This is a genomic window from Bradyrhizobium sp. Pa8 (assembly GCF_052588265.1).
This window is the reverse complement of sequence record NZ_CP176767.1, coordinates 1072587-1090000: the sequence shown is the minus strand read 5'-3', so window position 1 is coordinate 1090000 and position 17414 is coordinate 1072587. Positions and strand designations below refer to the sequence as shown.

Below are 17414 nucleotides of genomic sequence, written 5' to 3'. Positions count from 1 at the left end.
ATTGTCACCGCCATTGTAGCACGTGTGTAGCCCAGCCCGTAAGGGCCATGAGGACTTGACGTCATCCCCACCTTCCTCGCGGCTTATCACCGGCAGTCTCCTTAGAGTGCTCAACTAAATGGTAGCAACTAAGGACGGGGGTTGCGCTCGTTGCGGGACTTAACCCAACATCTCACGACACGAGCTGACGACAGCCATGCAGCACCTGTGTTCCAGGCTCCGAAGAGAAGGTCACATCTCTGCGACCGGTCCTGGACATGTCAAGGGCTGGTAAGGTTCTGCGCGTTGCGTCGAATTAAACCACATGCTCCACCGCTTGTGCGGGCCCCCGTCAATTCCTTTGAGTTTTAATCTTGCGACCGTACTCCCCAGGCGGAATGCTTAAAGCGTTAGCTGCGCCACTAGTGAGTAAACCCACTAACGGCTGGCATTCATCGTTTACGGCGTGGACTACCAGGGTATCTAATCCTGTTTGCTCCCCACGCTTTCGTGCCTCAGCGTCAGTATCGGGCCAGTGAGCCGCCTTCGCCACTGGTGTTCTTGCGAATATCTACGAATTTCACCTCTACACTCGCAGTTCCACTCACCTCTCCCGAACTCAAGATCTTCAGTATCAAAGGCAGTTCTGGAGTTGAGCTCCAGGATTTCACCCCTGACTTAAAGACCCGCCTACGCACCCTTTACGCCCAGTGATTCCGAGCAACGCTAGCCCCCTTCGTATTACCGCGGCTGCTGGCACGAAGTTAGCCGGGGCTTATTCTTGCGGTACCGTCATTATCTTCCCGCACAAAAGAGCTTTACAACCCTAGGGCCTTCATCACTCACGCGGCATGGCTGGATCAGGGTTGCCCCCATTGTCCAATATTCCCCACTGCTGCCTCCCGTAGGAGTTTGGGCCGTGTCTCAGTCCCAATGTGGCTGATCATCCTCTCAGACCAGCTACTGATCGTCGCCTTGGTGAGCCATTACCTCACCAACTAGCTAATCAGACGCGGGCCGATCTTTCGGCGATAAATCTTTCCCCGTAAGGGCTTATCCGGTATTAGCACAAGTTTCCCTGTGTTGTTCCGAACCAAAAGGTACGTTCCCACGCGTTACTCACCCGTCTGCCGCTGACGTATTGCTACGCCCGCTCGACTTGCATGTGTTAAGCCTGCCGCCAGCGTTCGCTCTGAGCCAGGATCAAACTCTCAAGTTGGACTTGAACTTTGAACCGGCTGATCACAACGTTTGACGAGGTCCCACCATTATTTCGACAACCGAAGTCGCCGAGCTGCCCGCGATTCACATCGCTGGCAGCGATGGTGTTTCCTTTAAAACGTGTACCGCCGAAGTCTTTCGTCCGGTCTCGATCAGAAAAGCCGAAGCTTTTCAGAAGCGAGACCCGCAAGGACTCCGCCGTCCACGTTTCTCTTTCTTCATCTTCACTTGTCAAACAGCCCGAGACCGTGGAGGCCTCAACCTTCCTGAGAGGAAGGGTTCCGACACCCTTACCGACGATGAATGAACTCCAATCGACTTACGTCGACTGTTGTGTCACTCAACAAGGTGAGGAGCATCAGTGGCGCGTTCGCTCGCCTTGGTCAGTGACCCGGCGGCGCCGCGCTCAGTGGTCGGGTTATAGGCCCCCCCGCCCGGGATTGTCAACGCCCATTGTCAACAAATCGTCGCACGGTGGATCATCGAAAAAAATCCAGCGATTCCAGCCAATTGGAGAGGCCGCCAACGGCCGGATCGAACCCGCACCGCAAAAAATCTCAAAAAAAGTTTGCCCGCCGGCGGGCTCCGGAGGGGGCTTTGGACGCCTCTCCGGGCACCCTCCCCTTGCGTCCTTCCAGACGCCCCCAGCGCCCTGGCAGGCGGAGGCCCATCCAGGCCGGACCGAGCCCTCGTCCACGGCAGACGCGCCCCATCCCTGGCCGGACCGAGCTCCACCCCAGGCCAGACTTGGTCCCCCGGCGTCGGTCAGACGGGCTTCTTGCGCGCGGCCGTTCAGGAAACTTTTTCCATATTAGGCGCCGTACTAGAGCCACAATCCCGCGGCGTTCTGGTACAGACAAGCTTGAATCGCGGGGTGCCAGTGGGGGCTGCCGGCGATTTTCATGGGGTCAGAGGAAGGCGATCTTGCAGATGACGCAGCCTTCCTCCGACATTCGAGAGACATCGAGAGACCTTTACCCGTCCAGCTGTTCGTAATTTCGGCCGGCCCCATCGAGGGCTTTCTGAGCGCGGACGCCTGTGCGGCTTGCCTTTTCCGGCGATCCCCCTTCAAGAGGGCGGCCAGGAGAGGTTCGAAAGCGGGCATCTTGGGTCGTTGATTGGGGGACTTGGTTTGAACCACAGGACGTCACGCGGCGCTTACGGGCGTGAGACCGGGATCATCGATCTCGGCCACGAGCCGCCGCTGTCCGTCGATGGTTCCGAGGCCGCCGTCATCGATCGCCGCCGCGTTTCCGTGCAATGGTTCAGCGGGACAATTCTGACCGGACTCTGCGGCGCAGCCCTGATCGGCGGCGCCGTTTTCGCTTCTCTCGACGGCGAGATGACCTTCGCCAAGGTGCCTGAGCGCGTCGAAGGCGCGCTGCGCGGCGCATTCGGCGCGGCCGATCGCGCCGCCACGCTGCACAAGAGCGACCGCCTGCCGCCGCCGAACGAATCCACGGCCTCGCGCAACATCGTGCGCGTCTCCACCGTCGCCCGCGTCGGCAACCGCGACGTGATGCGGGTGCGCCCGTTCGTCCGGATCGCCGGCAATCTGTCGATGACGACGAGCGATCTGTCGGCGAAAATCCCGCCGTTCAACGCCCAGCGCCTGCTCACCGATGTCGGCTCCGATCCGAAGACTGCGGCGGAAGATCCGAACAATCCCGAAGCCGTCGAGCCCGATGCCGAAGTCTCCTTCGTCACCAAGGACCTGTCGCCGGTGCTGCCGAAGGCCAAGATTTCCGCCGTGGTGGCGCTCGACGACATCCTGATGCGGGTGCGCGACGCCGCCAACTGGCGCGGCAATGGCGGGGTGCGCTACGCCTCGCTCGCCAATGCCACCGCCGACGTCTCCGGCGCGACCGGCCCCTCCGACATGAAGATGGCCTACGCCACCGAAGCGTCGGCGTCCGATCCCTATGCCGGCTTCGAGACGCGCGTGGTGCCGGAAAACGTCACGCTGCTGCCGAAGACCAAGGAGCAGATCACCGGCGGCAATCCCAACGGCGAACGCGTCCACGTGGTCAAGAAGGGCGACAGCGTCGGCTCCGTCCTGCGCGATCTCGGCGCGACGGCCGAGGAGATCAAGGCGATCACCGCGACGCTCGGCCCGCGCGGCCGCGACGGCGGCCTGAAGGAAGGCGAGAAACTCCGCATCCTGATGGCGCCCGCAAGCCCCGGCGCCCGCCTCCAACCCTATCGCGTCGTGGTTGCAAACGACACCATGGTCGAGGCGATCGCGGCGCTGTCCGATCTCGGCAAATACGTCGCGGTCGACGTCTCCAGCATGAACACCGTCGCCGATGCCGCGGCCAACGCCAACAGCGACGACGATGACGACGATGACGGCACCGGCGTGCGGCTCTACCAGAGCATCTACGAGACCGCGATGCGCAACAAAGTGCCGATGCCGGTCATCGAAGACATGATCAAGATCTACTCCTACGACGTCGATTTCCAGCGCAAGGTGCAGCCGGGCGACTCGTTCGACGTGTTCTATGCCGGCGAAGACGAGGGCGTGACGTCGAGCGAAAAGAACGACGTGCTGTTCGCTTCCCTCACGGTCGGCGGCGAGACCAAGAAATACTACCGCTACCAGAGCCCCGACGACGGCGTCGTCGACTACTACGACGAGACCGGCAAGAGCGCGAAGAAATTCCTGGTCAGGAAGCCCGTCAACAACGCCATCATGCGCTCGGGCTTCGGCGGCCGTCGCCACCCGATCCTGGGCTATGTGAAGATGCACACCGGCGTCGACTGGGCCACCGCCTACGGCACGCCGATCTTCGCCTCCGGCAACGGCGTGATCGAGAAGGCCGGCCCTGAAGGCGGCTACGGCAAGTATATCCGGATCAAGCATTCCAACGGCTATGAGACGGCCTACGGCCACATGTCGGCCTTCGCCAAGGGCATGGAGATCGGCAAGAAGGTGCGGCAGGGTCAGGTGATCGGCTTCGTCGGTTCGACCGGCCAGTCGACCGGCCCTCACGTCCACTACGAAATCCTGGTCAACGGCCGCTTCGTCGATCCGCTGCGCGTGAAATTGCCGCGCGGCCGTTCGCTGGAAGGCACGGTGCTGGCGGGCTTCGAGAAGGAACGTGACCGGCTCGACGCCATGATGAGCGGCCGCAACGGCGCCATCGCCCGCATTTCGGACGCAACCGGCGGCCCGTTGCAGGTCACCAACCGCTGATCCCTCAACCGGCCGAAATCGACCGGACATCTCTGGAAAACACGATCTGGATGCGACGTCGTCAAGCGACGTCGTTTCACGGCGTTACAACGTCAAGTTTCGTTTGCCAAAGCGGCATCAGGGGCGAATACTTTCCAAAAAAGGTAGGTCTCGCCATGAAGAACAGGCTCGCCTGCGCGGCTTTCGTCGCTGCGATTTTCGCCACGACGAGCGCATTTGGCGAGAGCTGGGAGGTCACGAAGCTCGTCCCCGGCTCGGCGTTCCATGGCGTGCACGGGCTCGGAATCGACAAGGCAGGCCATCTGTTTGCCGGCAGCGTCGCGGGCGCGGCGCTCTATGAGGTCGACATTGCAGGCGGTACCGCCAAGGTTGCAATCCTGTCTCCCGTAGGCATGGCCGACGACATCGCATTCGCGCCCGACGGCACCATGGCCTGGACCGGCTTCCTGACCGGCGATCTCTATTCGCGCAAGGGCGACGGCCCGATCAAGAAGCTTGCCAGCGCCTTCCCGGCATCAACTCGCTCGCCTTCCGCAAGGACGGCAGGCTTTACGCCACCACCGTCTTCCTCGGCGACACGCTCTATGAGATCGACGTCGAGGGCGTCAGACCGCCCCGCCAGATCATGGAGAAGATGGGCGGCCTCAACGGCTTCGAGTTCGGCCCCGACGACAAGCTCTACGGTCCGCTCTGGTTCAAGGGGCAGGTCGCAAAAGTCGACGTCGACAAGGCCGAGCTGACCGTCGTCGCCGACGGCTTCAAGGTCCCGGCCGCGATGAACTTCGATTCCAAGGGCAATCTCTGGGTGGTCGACACCGCGCTCGGCCAGCTCGTTCGGGTCGATCCCAAGTCGGGCACCAAGACCGTGGTCGCGCAGCTGAAGCCGTCGCTGGACAATCTCGCGATCGACGACAAGGACCGCATCTACGTCTCCAACATGGCCGACAACGGCATCCAGGAGGTCGATCCCGCGACCGGCCAGGCGCGGCAGGTCATCATGGGCAAGCTCGCTTTGCCCGGCGGCATCGGCGTCACCTCGGACAACGGCAAAGATACGATCCACGTCGCCGACGTGTTCGCCTATCGCACGGTGGACGGTGCGACCGGCGAGGTCACCGAGAGGGCGCGCATGCACGCCGACGGCACCACGCTCGAATATCCGATGAGCGCGACGGCGAAAGGCAACGACGTGGTCCTGTCGAGCTGGTTCACGGGCACGGTGCAGGTGATCGACGCCAAGACCGGCGCCACCCGCGACATGCTGCACGATTTCAAGGCGCCGCATGACGCAATCGTGCTCGCGGACGGCAGCATCCTGGTGGCCGAGCTCGGCACCAAATCGCTGGTCCGCGTCAGCGGCGAGCATGGCAAGGACCGCACCACGCTGATTGGCGGCCTCGAAGGTCCGGTCGGGCTCGTCGGCGGATCGAGCGGCGATGTCTACGTCACCGAAGCCTTCGCAGGTGTCGTTTCCAGGATCGAGACGAACGGCGAAAAGACCGTGCTCGCCAAGGAGTTGAATATGCCCGAAGGCATCGCGCGCGGAAGCGACGGCAGACTGATCGTGGCGGAAGTGGGCGCCAGGCGGCTGATCGAGATTGCGCCGGACAGCGGCAAGGTCACCGAGATCGCGGCCAATCTTCCGATCGGGCTGACGGGCGCACCCGGGGGCCTGCCCAGCAACATCCCGACCGGCGTCGCCATCGGCGCCTCCGGAATCATCTACTTCGCCTCCGATATCGAGAAAGCGATCTACAAGGTCACCAGGAAGTAGCGCGGAGGAAACCAGCCCGGTGGAACCGGCACAAGCGTTTCCCGGTTAAATGCTCACGGAAGCCGACCAACAGGAGGATCCCCATGCGGCGCCTCTCACGCGACGATGTCGTCAAGACCGTGGATCGGGCCGACGAAGTCACCATCGCCCAGATCATCGGAACCGGTGCGACGGTCGAGGAACTCGCCGAAGCCCAGGCCTGGCTCGCCAGTGACGAGCCCATGATCAACGATTTGCGCCCGCTGGCGCACGGACGCGTGCGCGAGCTTGTCGACATCCTGTCGGAGCTCGAAGAGGACGGCGACGAGCAAGGTCCAGCCGAACCCGGCTCAACATCCGCGGTCAGCTAGAGCGAACCTCGTCAAAGCAATTCGCCCCGGAGAGGCGGACCTCTCCGGGGCGGTTTTTCGTTCTGCAGTGAGTGCAACGATCAGTTCAATTTCCGCTTCGACGCCGGCGCCTCGAACTGGGCGATCTCCGCGGTCTGCGGCGCCTTGCCGTTGAAGGTCAGCACGTTGCCTTCGGACGAGATCGCGACCGTATCGCCATCCCTGACGTCGCCGGCCAGGATCATCTCGGCGAGCGGATCCTGGAGGTAGCGCTGGACCACGCGCTTCAGCGGCCTTGCGCCGTAGGCGGGATCCCAGCCTTTGGCAGCGAGCCAGTCGCGGCCCGCGGCATCGAGCGTCAGCACGATCTTGCGATCGGTCAACAGCTTCTGCAGCCGGGCGAACTGGATCTCGACGATCCGCCCCATCTCGCTCCTCTGCAGGCGGTGGAACAGGATGATCTCGTCGACACGGTTCAGGAACTCGGGCCGGAAATGCCCACGCACCATTCCCATCACCTGCTCACGCACGGCTGAGGTGTCTTCGCCCTCCGGTTGATTCACCAAATACTCCGAACCGAGGTTCGAGGTCATGATGATCAGCGTGTTGCGGAAATCGACGGTGCGGCCCTGGCCATCGGTGAGGCGGCCGTCGTCGAGCACCTGCAACAGGACGTTGAAGACGTCCGGATGCGCCTTCTCGATCTCGTCGAACAGCACCACCTGATAGGGCCGGCGCCGCACCGCTTCGGTGAGCGCGCCGCCCTCGTCATAGCCGACATAGCCGGGAGGCGCACCGATCAGCCGCGAGACCGAGTGCTTCTCCATGTACTCGGACATGTCGAGGCGGACCATCGCGGTCTCGTCGTTGAACAGGTACTCCGCGAGCGCCTTGGTCAGTTCGGTCTTGCCGACGCCGGTGGGCCCCAGGAACATGAACGAGCCGGTCGGCCGGTTCGGGTCCTGCAGGCCCGCGCGCGAGCGGCGCACGGCGGTTGCCACCGCACGCACGGCCTCGGCCTGGCCGACGACGCGCCTTCCGAGCTGCTCCTCCATCTTCAGGAGCTTCTCCTTCTCGCCCTCCAGCATCTTGTCGACGGGCACGCCGGTCCAGCGCGAGACCACTTGCGCGATGTGGTTGGCGGTGACCGCCTCCTCCATCATGTCGCCGGAGCCCTCACGCGCCTCGATGTCCGCAAGCTGCTTCTCGAGCTGCGGGATCCGGCCATAGGCCAGCTCGCCGGCCTTCTGGAATTCGCCGCGCCGCTGTGCGTCGGCGAGATCGACGCGCAGCGCGTCCAGCTCTGACTTCAGCTTCTGGGCGTTGGAGAGCTTGTTCTTCTCCGCGCTCCAGCGCGACGTCAGGGCCGCGGATTTCTCTTCGAGCTCGCTGAGCTCCTTCTGAAGCCCCTCGAGACGGGTCTTGGAGCCGAGATCGCTCTCCTTCTTGAGAGCTTCCTGCTCGATCTTGAGCCGGATGATCTCGCGGTCGAGCGAATCCAGCTCTTCCGGCTTGGAATCGACTTGCATCTTCAGCCGCGCGGCCGCCTCGTCCATGAGGTCGATCGCCTTGTCCGGCAGGAAGCGGTCGGTGATGTAGCGGTTGGACAGCGTCGTCGCCGCCACGAGCGCGGAATCGGTGATCCGCACGCCGTGGTGCTGCTCGTACTTGTCTTTCAAGCCGCGGAGGATCGAGATCGTGTCCTCGACGGAGGGCTCGCTGACGAAGATGGGCTGGAAACGCCGCGCCAGCGCAGCATCTTTCTCGACGTGCTTCCGGTACTCGTCGAGCGTGGTGGCGCCGATGCAGTGCAGCTCGCCGCGCGCGAGCGCGGGCTTGAGCAGGTTGGATGCGTCCATCGCGCCGTCGCCCTTGCCGGCGCCGATCAGCGTATGCATCTCGTCGATGAACAGGATGAAATTGCCCTCGCTCGCGGTGACTTCCTGGAGCACGGCCTTTAGCCGCTCCTCGAACTCGCCGCGGTACTTCGCGCCCGCAATCAGCGCGCCGAGATCGAGCGAGAGCAGCTTCTTGTCCTGGAGGGTCTCGGGCACGTCGCCGTTGACGATGCGCAGCGCGAGGCCCTCGGCGATGGCGGTCTTGCCGACGCCGGGCTCACCGATCAGCACGGGATTGTTCTTGGTCCGGCGCGAGAGCACCTGGATCGTGCGGCGGATCTCCTCGTCGCGGCCGATGACCGGATCGAGCTTGCCGTCGCGCGCAGCCTGGGTCAGGTCGCGGGCATATTTCTTCAGCGCGTCATAGGCGTTCTCGGCGGTCGCGGAGTCCGCCGTGCGGCCCTTGCGCAGCGCCTCGATCGCGGCATTGAGATTTTGCGGGGTGACGCCGCCCTTGGCCAGGATCGCGCCAGCCTCGCTGGTCTTTTCCAGCGCGAGGCCGAGCAGCAGCCGCTCGACAGTGACAAAGCTGTCGCCGGCCTTCTCGCCGGCCTTTTCGGCGGCGTCGAAAGTGCGGGCGAGCTCGGGCGCCAGATAGATCTGGCCGGCGCCGCCGCCGGAGACCTTCGGCACCTTGTTGAGGGCGTCCTCGGTCGCCTTCAGGATGGCGCGGGAATTGCCGCCGGCGCGGTCGATCAGACCGGCAGCGAGGCCCTCATTGTCGTCCAGCAGAACTTTCAGGACGTGCAGGGTCGAAAACTGCTGGTGCCCCTCGCGCACCGCAAGCGATTGCGCGGACTGGACGAAGCCCCTGGAGCGTTCGGTATATTTGTCGATGTTCATGTCTTTTCTTTCCCTCGGCCTGCCCCTGGAGCCCTCTAAGGCACTCCAAACGGCATCTTCATTGGGTTTCCGCTGGACGCGTTGACGTTCCTCAACCGGCAGCGGTCGTTATCAGCCGGCGCTGGCGCCGGCCTGTCCCAGATGTGGGAAGCGTGCCCGCGGATCGGAAGAGGCGCGTTCACAATTTCGTGCGCTGATCCGCCCGCTTGGCGGCGGCAGGTCGAATCCCTTAAGTAGCGGCATGACAGCCAGACAGACCGCCGAGATCACCGGCCTTTACCGTTACCCGATCAAAGGCCTGACGCCGGAATCCCTTCCCCGGGTCCCCTTGCGGATCGGGCAGACCCTGCCCGCCGACCGCCGCTACGCCATCGAGAACGGCCCGAGCGGCTTCGATCCGGAGGCGCCGGCCTGGAAGCCGAAAATCCAGTTCCTGATGCTGGCGCGCAATGAGCGGCTGGCAACCCTTGACAGCCGGTTCGAGGACGCGATCAATCGCCTGACCATCCGCAAGGACGGCCAGATCGTCGCCAGCGGCGATCTCGAGACCGCCGCCGGGCGCGCCGCCATCGAGGATTATTTCACGGAGGATTTTCAGCCGGAGCTGAAGGGCCCGCCAAAAGTTCTGTCCGGCCGCGACCACAGCTTTTCCGACGTCGCCCGCAAGGTCGTGTCGATCATCAATCTCGGCAGCGTCCGGGCGATCGAGACCATGCTCGGCGGCGCCGCAGTCAATCCGCTGCGCTTCCGCGCCAATCTCTACGTGAAGGGCTGGCCGGCTTGGTCCGAGCTCGACCTCGTCGGCGAGACGCTGGCGATCGGTCAGGCCCGGCTCAAGGTGGTCAAGCGCATCGTCCGCTGCCCGGCCACCAATGTCGACCCTGAAACCGGCGCACGCGATCTCGAGATCCCGCCGACGCTGTCGCGCCATCTCGGCCACATGGACTGCGGCATCTATGCCGAGGTGATCGCCGACGGCGAGATCGGCGTCGGGGATGCGGTGGCGGTGGAAGAGCCGAGATTGGTGTGACGGCACGCCGCCTCAACACCCTCCGTCATTGCGAGGAGCAAAGCGACGAAGCAATCCAGACTGTCTCCGCGGTGGGATTCTGGATTGCTTCGCTTCGCTCGCAATGACGAACCTCAGTTCGGCATCACATACGCATAGATCCGGCCGCGCGAGACCGGCGCCTCACGAACACGATTGCCGTTGTTGCCGGAAATCATGATCGGATTGCCCTGCGCGTCCACGCCGGTGATGATGCCGACATGGCCGCCGCGACGGCCGCGCGACATCACCGCGATGGCGCCGACCTGCGGACCGGAGACACGCGTGCCGTAGCGCGCGAACGAGCTCGCCATGTCGGAGCCGGTGCCCTGATGGCCGGTGTGCTGCAGCACCATGTTCATGAAGCGCGCGCACCACAGGCTGCCGCGCCCGGTCGGATTGCCGCCGATATAACGGCGCGCCTCGGACACGAGTCCCGATCCGCCGCCGCTGTTGGCCATTCCAGGATTGGCCATGCCGTTGTTGGCCATGCCGCCGACATTGGCGTTCGGATTGTAGCTCGCCTGGGTGTCGGCGAAGCCGCTCGCCCGCAACTGCGCCGCGCCGCGCTCGAAGCGCGAGCTGCGGGCATGGTGCCGATAATGACGGTAATGATGATGTCTGGCGTGGTGCACGTAAACGTGCCGCTCTGCGCTATGACGATGATGCGGCCGCGCTGAGGCCGGAGAAACGAACGCGGCAACCGCCGCGAAGAAAATCGCCAGCGCGACAACACAACGCGACAGGCGAGACGCAAACAACTCCAACATACTTCATCCTTCTTGACACCCCACTTCCCCAATCGGCCCGTGCGATGGCCGGCATCCGTCTGGCCGTTAAGCCGCCACATGTGGCGAGAAAAAGACAGCCGCGACGGCGAATGGCTGCGATGATTTTGTGCCGTGCTGGTTTGATGCTGCCGCATTGCGGACAACAGCATTAACTGCAATCCTCCAAAGGCGGCTTGAAGAGAGGGAAACAGTTAATGCCCCACGCCACGACCAGGGATGACGTCCGCATCTACTTCGAGGAAGCGGGTCAGGGATCGCCGATTATTTTTCTGCACGAGTTCGCGGCCGACTACACCAATTGGGAGCCGCAGATGCGCTACTTCTCGCGCGGCCATCGCTGCATCACCTATTCCGCGCGCGGCTACACGCCGTCGGACGTGCCCGATGGCGAGGTCTACACTTACACGCATTTCTATACAGACGCGCTCGCGGTGCTCGATCATCTCAAGATCGAGCGCGCGCATCTCGTCGGCCTGTCGATGGGCGCCTATTCGTCACTCCAGATCGGGTTGAACGCGCCGCAGCGCGCGCTGTCGATGACGCTGGCCGGCGTGGGCTCAGGATCGGAGATCGAGAATCTCGACAATTGGCGCAAGCAGTGCCGCGCCAATGCCGAGCAGTTCGAGACGCTGGGCTCCGCCGAAGTCGCAAAGGTCACGCGCGAGGCGCCGAGCCGGATTCCCTTCCTGGTGAAAGATCCGCGCGGCCACGCCGATTTCTACGCCGCGCTGGCGCGGCACGACGCCAAGGGCTCCGCGAACACGATGCGCGGCTTCCAGGGCGGACGTCCCTCGATCTTTGCGATGACCGACGCGATCAGAGGCGTAGCGACGCCGGCGCTGATCATCTGCGGCGACGAGGACGATCCCTGCGTCGGGGCAAGCCTGTTCCTGAAGAAGCACCTGCCGGCCGCGGGCCTCGCGATGTTTCCGAAGTGCGGCCACGTGCTCAATCTGGAGGAGCCCGCGCTGTTCAACGAGAGCGTGGAGCGGTTCGTGACGCTGGTGGAAGCGGGGCGCTGGCCGGTGCGCGATCCGCGGTCGCTGGCGGCGCATTAGCACGAAGTCGTCGCCAAACGCTCCGCAGCGTAGCCCGCAATGACGAGTAGCTACTTTCCCTGCCCGCGAGTGAGCAGAAATACGCCCTGCTCGCCGAACATGTTCCACACCCACCACGGCAATCGCAGCCGCAACGGACGGCCGTAGAGATCCAGCGCCTCGGCACGCTCCATCTTGACGTGGATCGCGTCGCAGAGCTCGACGAAATCCTTGATGGTGCAGAAATGGATGTTGGCGGTGTCGTACCACGTCGCGGGCAGATTCTCGGTGCGCGGCATGTGGCCGCCGACCAGGAGCTGGAGCCGCATCTTCCAGAAGCCGAAATTCGGGAACGACACGATGGCGCGGCGGCCGATGCGCAGCAGATTCTCCAGCACGACCCGCGGCTGCCGCGTCGCCTGCAGCGTCTGCGACAGGATGACGTAATCGAAGGCGTCGTCGGGATAGTTGACGAGATCGGTGTCGGCATCGCCCTGCACCACCGCGAGGCCCTTGGCGACGCAGCGGTTGACGCCTTCGCGCGACAGCTCGATGCCGCGCCCGTCGATGCCGCGGGTCTCCAAAAGCTGGAGCAGGTCGCCCTCGCCGCAGCCGACGTCGAGCACTTTCGAGCCGGGCTTGACCATCTCGGCGACCAGCAGATGGTCGGCGCGAAACTGGCCGGACTGCTCGCTCGCAACGCCGCCCAGCGGCAGCACTTCCTGCACAGACATCGCTAGCCGTCCTTGTCAGTCATTCCTGGCGGTGAGCCCGCGCGCCTTCCCTGCCGATTGCAGGAAGGCCCGGGCGATATCGAAGAATTCGGGCACGTCGAGCAGGAAGGCGTCATGGCCGCGATCCGTCTCGATCTCGGCGAACGACACCCGCGCGCTCGACGCGTTGAGCGCATGCACCAGTGCGCGCGATTCCGAGGTCGGGAACAGCCAGTCGCTGGTGAAGGAGACCACGCAGAAGCGCGTCTCGATGCCCGCGAACGCTTTCGCCAGCACGCCGCCGTGGTCGCCGGCGATGTCGAAATAGTCCATCGCGCGGGTCAGATAGAGATAGGAGTTGGCGTCGAACCGCTCGACGAAGGACGAGCCCTGGTAGCGCAGATAGCTCTCGACCTGAAAATCGGCGTCGAACGAGAAGGTCGGCAGCTCGCGGTCCTGCATGCGGCGGCCGAACTTGCGATGCAGCGCGGCGTCCGAGAGATAGGTGATGTGCGCGGCCATCCGTGCTACCGCAAGTCCGCGATGCGGATGGATGCCCTGATCCGTGTAGCGGCCGTTGTGCCAGTCGGGATCGGCCATCACCGCCTGGCGGCCGAGCTCGTGGAAGGCGATGTTCTGCGCCGAGTGCCGCGTCGCGCAGGCAATCGCCAGCGCGGAGTACACGCGCTTGGGATAGGCCGCGGTCCATTGCAGCACCTGCATGCCGCCCATCGAGCCGCCGACCACCGCGAACAACGTGTCGATGCCGAGCCGGTCGATCAGCAGCGCCTGCGCGCGCACCATGTCGGGAATGGTGATGACGGGGAAATCCAGGCCCCACACCTTGCCGGTCGCCGGATTGATCGAGGCCGGCCCGGTCGAGCCCATGCAGCCGCCGATCACGTTGGCGCAAATGATGAAGTAGTGCTGAGGATCAAGAGGTCGGCCGGGACCGACCAGCGTCTCCCACCAGCCCGACTTGCCGGTGACGGGATGCACGTTGGCGACATGCTGATCGCCCGTCAGCGCATGGCAGATCAGCACCGCGTTGGAGCCATCGGCGTTGAGCTCGCCATAGGTCTGGTAGGCGATCTGGAACGGGGTGAGATCAATGCCGCAATCGAGCCGCAGCGGCTGCTCGGCGCCGAACTGCGCGACCTGCGAATTCGGATGATCCGCCTCATGCGACCGGTCGTCGGCACTGATCGCGGGACTCGGCACAGACTTGACGCCACCCATCTCTGACATCGACCTCGTTTGCGATCAGACGTTCGATCGCAGTGACATCAGGCCATGAAAAACCCGGCCTGAACGATAGGTTCGGCCGGGATCGAAAGGGTCCCCGGCCTGTTTAGCGAGTTTTTTAACGTGGCTGCAAGCCGGCCGGCTCAAATGACCACGGAACAGGCAAAACCTACTGTCTTGGGCGGTTTTCGTCAAGTCGCGGTCCGGATTAGCCAAATTCGTCTCTGTCACGTCAGCCCAAAAGGACGTGATTTCTCTTTGCTTTCGCCGCCCCGACTGCCTAATCAGGATATCGATCGCAGCGGATCCGAACCTACCAGCTTGCCTGGCCGATCCGCATTGGAACGCCTCTCAACAGTCCAGTCAGATATGTCCCAATTTCCGCCCGCGCCACCATCGCTCCAGGAATTGCGCAAGGAGATCGACGCGATCGACGAGGGCATGCATCGCCTGCTGATGCAGCGCGGCGACATCATCGACCGCCTGATCCAGGTGAAGCAGACCCAGGAGGTCGGCTCGGCGTTCCGCCCGGCGCGCGAGGCCGCCATGATGCGTGACCTCGTCCAGCGTCATCGCGGCATCCTGCCGCTCGACACCGTCGAGAGCATCTGGCGCGTCATCATCGCGACCTTCACCTATGTCCAGGCGCCGTTCTCCGTGCATGCCGACATCTCGGTGAGCGAGCCGGCGATGCGCGATTCCGCGCGCTTCCATTTCGGCTTCACCGTGCCTTACGTCGCGCATTTCAGCGCGCAGGCGGCGGTCGAGGCGGTGGCGAAATCCAAGGGCGACCTGGCGCTGGTGTCGGCGACCTCGAGCCGCACGCCGTGGTGGCTGGAGCTGGAAGCCAACGGTGCGCCGAAGATCATTGCGCGGATGCCCTTTGTCGAGCGCGCCGACCATCCGGCCGCACTGCCGGTGTTCGCGATCTCGCGCGTCGCCGACAGCGCCCTTGTGACGGAGGTCGAGACCTTCAGCGTGCGCGTGTCCGGGTGGAACGCCGAAGTCGCGCGGACGTTATCGCCGCTCGCCGAGATCGTGGCGGTGCCCGATACCGCCTTCGACGGCGCGGCGCTGCTGGTCTCGGTCACGAGCGCGACCAGCATCGACAAGATCAAGGCTGCCCTGATCGAAGCGGGGGCCTCGGTGCGCTCCACGGCCCTCGTCGGCAGCCACGCAACGCGCTATACGGTGCCCTCGACCGGGTCGAAATCGTAGATCGCGAACCGCTTAAAGCTACTTCCGGAGTTGAAGATGTCCCGCCCCGTGCCGAATCCCGGCATTCTCGATATTGCGCCCTACACGCCCGGCAAGAGCCCGGTGGCGGAGCCGGGCCGCAAGGTGTTCAAGCTCTCGGCCAACGAGACGCCCTTCGGGCCCTCACCGAAGGCGATCGAGGCCTTCAAGAACGTGGCGGCGCATCTGGAAGATTATCCGGAAGGGACCTCGCGCGTGCTACGCGAAGCGATCGGCCGTTCCTTCGGGCTCGACCCCAACCGCATCATCTGCGGCGCCGGCTCGGACGAGATCCTCAATCTGCTCGCCCACACCTATCTCAGCCAGGGCGACGAGGCGATCTCGACCACCCACGGCTTCCTGGTCTACCCGATCGCGACCATGGCGGTCGGCGCAAGGAACGTCGTCGCGCAGGAGACCAACCTCACCTGCGACGTCGATGCCATCCTCAAGGCGGTGACGCCAAAGACGAAACTGGTCTGGCTCGCGAACCCCAACAATCCGACCGGCACCTATGTGCCGTTCGACGAGGTCAAGCGGCTGCGCGCCGGCCTGCCCTCGCACGTGCTGCTGGTGCTGGATGCCGCCTATTCCGATTACGTCTCGCGCAACGACTACGAGATGGGAATCGAGCTCGTCGCCACCACCGAGAACACCGTGTTGACGCACACCTTCTCCAAGATCCACGGCCTCGCCGCGCTGCGCATCGGCTGGATGTTCGGGCCCGAGCACGTCATCGACGCGGTCAACCGCATCCGCGGTCCCTTCAACGTGTCGACGCCGGCGATGTATGCCGCGGTCGCCGCGATCGAGGACACCGCGCACCAGGCGATGTCGAAGCAGTTCACCGAGACCTGGCGCAACTGGCTGACCGAGGAGATCGGCAAGCTCGGACTGAAGGTGACGCCGGGCGTCGCCAATTTCGTGCTGATCCACTTCCCGGAAAAGGGCAAGACCTCCGACGAGGCCGATGCCTACCTGACCCGGCGGGGCCTCGTGCTGCGCGCGCTGAAGAATTACGGCCTGCCGCATTCGCTGCGCATGACCATCGGCACCGAGGAGGCCAACCGCCTCGTCGTCGACGGCTTGCGCGATTTCATGGCCGGCAAATGAGCGTACAGCCGCACTTCCAGCGCGTTGCGCTGATCGGCTTCGGCCTGATCGGCGGCTCGATCGCGCGCGCTGCGAAGCTCCAGGGCTTGGCCTCCGAGATCGTCACCACCGCGCGCTCGGAGAAGACGCGCGCGCGGGTGATGGAGCTCGGCATCGTCGACCAGGTCGTGGCGACCAATGCGGAAGCGGTGAAGGATGCCGATCTCGTCATCCTCTGCATTCCCGTCGGCGCCTGCGGGCCGGTGGCGCAGGAGATTGCGGCGCATCTGAAGCCCGGCGCGATCGTCTCCGACGTCGGCTCGGTCAAGGGCGCGATCGTCAGGGACATGGCGCCGCATCTGCCGAAGACCATTCATTTCGTGCCGGCGCATCCCGTCGCGGGCACCGAGCATTCCGGCCCCGATTCCGGCTTCGCCGAGCTCTTCATCAACCGCTGGTGCATCCTGACGCCGCCGGAAGGCGTCGATGTGGCGGCCACCGATCGGCTGCGCGCATTCTGGGCGGCGATGGGCGCCAAGGTCGAGATCATGACGCCGGATCATCATGATCTTGTGCTCGCGATCACCAGCCATCTGCCGCATCTGATCGCCTACACCATCGTCGGCACCGCCGACGAGCTGGCGCAGGTGACGGAGTCCGAGGTGATCAAGTTCTCGGCCGGCGGCTTTCGCGATTTCACCCGCATCGCGGCGTCCGATCCGACGATGTGGCGCGACGTCTTCCTCGCCAACAAGGAGGCCGTGCTGGAAATGCTCGGCACCTTCACCGAGGACCTCGCCAAGCTTACCCGCGCGATCCGCCGCGGCGACGGCGAGGCGCTGTTCGACCACTTCACCCGCACGCGCGCCATCCGCCGCGGCATCGTCGAGATCGGCCAGGATTCGGCGGCGGCAGATTTCGGCCGCCAGCATGGGCAGCTCGGCAAGAAGCCGTGAAGCTCCTGGTCATTCCGGGGCGCCCGAAGGGCGAGCCCGGAATCTATTGGGCCACA

The 17414-nt window shown here is 64.2% G+C and carries 12 protein-coding genes, 1 rRNA gene, 1 pseudogene and 1 riboswitch (1 of these 15 only partly in view); of the genes and pseudogenes, 8 read left to right on the top strand and 6 right to left on the bottom strand.

Features of this window, described 5'->3' with window-relative positions:
* Window positions 1–1198: ribosomal RNA gene (locus tag ACKWRH_RS05070) — 16S ribosomal RNA — on the bottom strand; it reaches 291 nt to the left of the window's first position.
* A gap of 1134 nt (window positions 1199–2332) precedes the next feature.
* Between ACKWRH_RS05070 and ACKWRH_RS05065 the strand changes: the two genes are divergently transcribed.
* Window positions 2333–4396 carry a peptidoglycan DD-metalloendopeptidase family protein gene (locus ACKWRH_RS05065; RefSeq protein WP_445219574.1) on the top strand — a complete coding sequence of 688 codons (2064 nt, stop codon included), beginning with the start codon at window positions 2333–2335 and terminating at the stop codon, window positions 4394–4396.
* 76 nt (window positions 4397–4472) lie between these two features.
* Here ACKWRH_RS05065 and ACKWRH_RS05060 read toward each other — a convergent pair whose 3' ends face one another.
* Complete coding sequence (locus tag ACKWRH_RS05060) at window positions 4473–4634, bottom strand: hypothetical protein (RefSeq protein ID WP_445222643.1); 162 nt, start codon at window positions 4632–4634, stop codon at window positions 4473–4475.
* Here ACKWRH_RS05060 and ACKWRH_RS05055 point away from each other — a divergent pair.
* Together ACKWRH_RS05055 and ACKWRH_RS05050 are read left to right on the top strand one after the other, a co-directional pair.
* Window positions 4591–6170: pseudogene (locus tag ACKWRH_RS05055) on the top strand (hypothetical protein). The gene ACKWRH_RS05060 and the pseudogene ACKWRH_RS05055 overlap by 44 nt on opposite strands.
* Window positions 6171–6253: 83 nt before the next feature.
* Window positions 6254–6520: a hypothetical protein gene (locus tag ACKWRH_RS05050; RefSeq protein WP_445219573.1), complete on the top strand. Its 267-nt coding sequence runs from the start codon at window positions 6254–6256 to the stop codon at window positions 6518–6520.
* An 80-nt stretch (window positions 6521–6600) separates the two neighbouring features.
* Here the strand turns inward: ACKWRH_RS05050 and clpB are convergent, their stop codons facing one another.
* Entirely contained in the window at window positions 6601–9240 is a 2640-nt protein-coding gene (gene clpB, locus ACKWRH_RS05045) for an ATP-dependent chaperone ClpB (RefSeq protein ID WP_445219572.1), read from the bottom strand.
* A gap of 241 nt (window positions 9241–9481) precedes the next feature.
* Here clpB and ACKWRH_RS05040 point away from each other — a divergent pair, with 241 nt between their 5' ends.
* Window positions 9482–10270: an MOSC domain-containing protein gene (locus ACKWRH_RS05040; RefSeq protein WP_445219571.1), complete on the top strand. Its 789-nt coding sequence runs from the start codon at window positions 9482–9484 to the stop codon at window positions 10268–10270.
* A 113-nt stretch (window positions 10271–10383) separates the two neighbouring features.
* On the opposite strand, the gene ACKWRH_RS05035 is transcribed toward ACKWRH_RS05040, so the two are convergent.
* Entirely contained in the window at window positions 10384–11058 is a 675-nt protein-coding gene (locus tag ACKWRH_RS05035) for a TIGR02594 family protein (RefSeq protein ID WP_445219570.1), read from the bottom strand.
* A gap of 215 nt (window positions 11059–11273) precedes the next feature.
* Here ACKWRH_RS05035 and ACKWRH_RS05030 point away from each other — a divergent pair, with 215 nt between their 5' ends.
* On the top strand, window positions 11274–12137 hold the full coding sequence (locus ACKWRH_RS05030) for an alpha/beta fold hydrolase (RefSeq protein WP_445219569.1): 864 nt from the start codon (window positions 11274–11276) through the stop codon (window positions 12135–12137).
* A gap of 50 nt (window positions 12138–12187) precedes the next feature.
* On the opposite strand, the gene metW is transcribed toward ACKWRH_RS05030, so the two are convergent.
* Window positions 12188–12850: a methionine biosynthesis protein MetW gene (gene metW, locus ACKWRH_RS05025; protein WP_445219568.1), complete on the bottom strand. Its 663-nt coding sequence runs from the start codon at window positions 12848–12850 to the stop codon at window positions 12188–12190.
* 15 nt (window positions 12851–12865) lie between these two features.
* A complete protein-coding gene (gene metX, locus ACKWRH_RS05020) occupies window positions 12866–14068 on the bottom strand; it encodes a homoserine O-acetyltransferase MetX (RefSeq protein ID WP_445222626.1) in 1203 nt (400 codons plus the stop codon).
* A gap of 91 nt (window positions 14069–14159) precedes the next feature.
* Window positions 14160–14239: riboswitch (SAM riboswitch) on the bottom strand.
* A gap of 204 nt (window positions 14240–14443) precedes the next feature.
* On the opposite strand from metX, the gene ACKWRH_RS05015 reads away from it, so the two are divergent.
* Genes ACKWRH_RS05015 through ACKWRH_RS05005 form a run of 3 tightly spaced genes read left to right on the top strand, consistent with a single transcriptional unit; the run spans window position 14444 to window position 17358 of the window.
* Window positions 14444–15292 (top strand): chorismate mutase, encoded by an 849-nt coding sequence (locus tag ACKWRH_RS05015; RefSeq protein WP_445219567.1) that lies wholly within the window; start codon window positions 14444–14446, stop codon window positions 15290–15292.
* 36 nt (window positions 15293–15328) lie between these two features.
* Window positions 15329–16423 (top strand): pyridoxal phosphate-dependent aminotransferase, encoded by a 1095-nt coding sequence (locus tag ACKWRH_RS05010; protein ID WP_445219566.1) that lies wholly within the window; start codon window positions 15329–15331, stop codon window positions 16421–16423.
* On the top strand, window positions 16420–17358 hold the full coding sequence (locus ACKWRH_RS05005; protein ID WP_445219565.1) for a prephenate/arogenate dehydrogenase family protein: 939 nt from the start codon (window positions 16420–16422) through the stop codon (window positions 17356–17358). The genes ACKWRH_RS05010 and ACKWRH_RS05005 overlap by 4 nt, the downstream gene beginning before the upstream one ends.
* The last annotated feature ends 56 nt before the right edge of the window (window positions 17359–17414 follow it).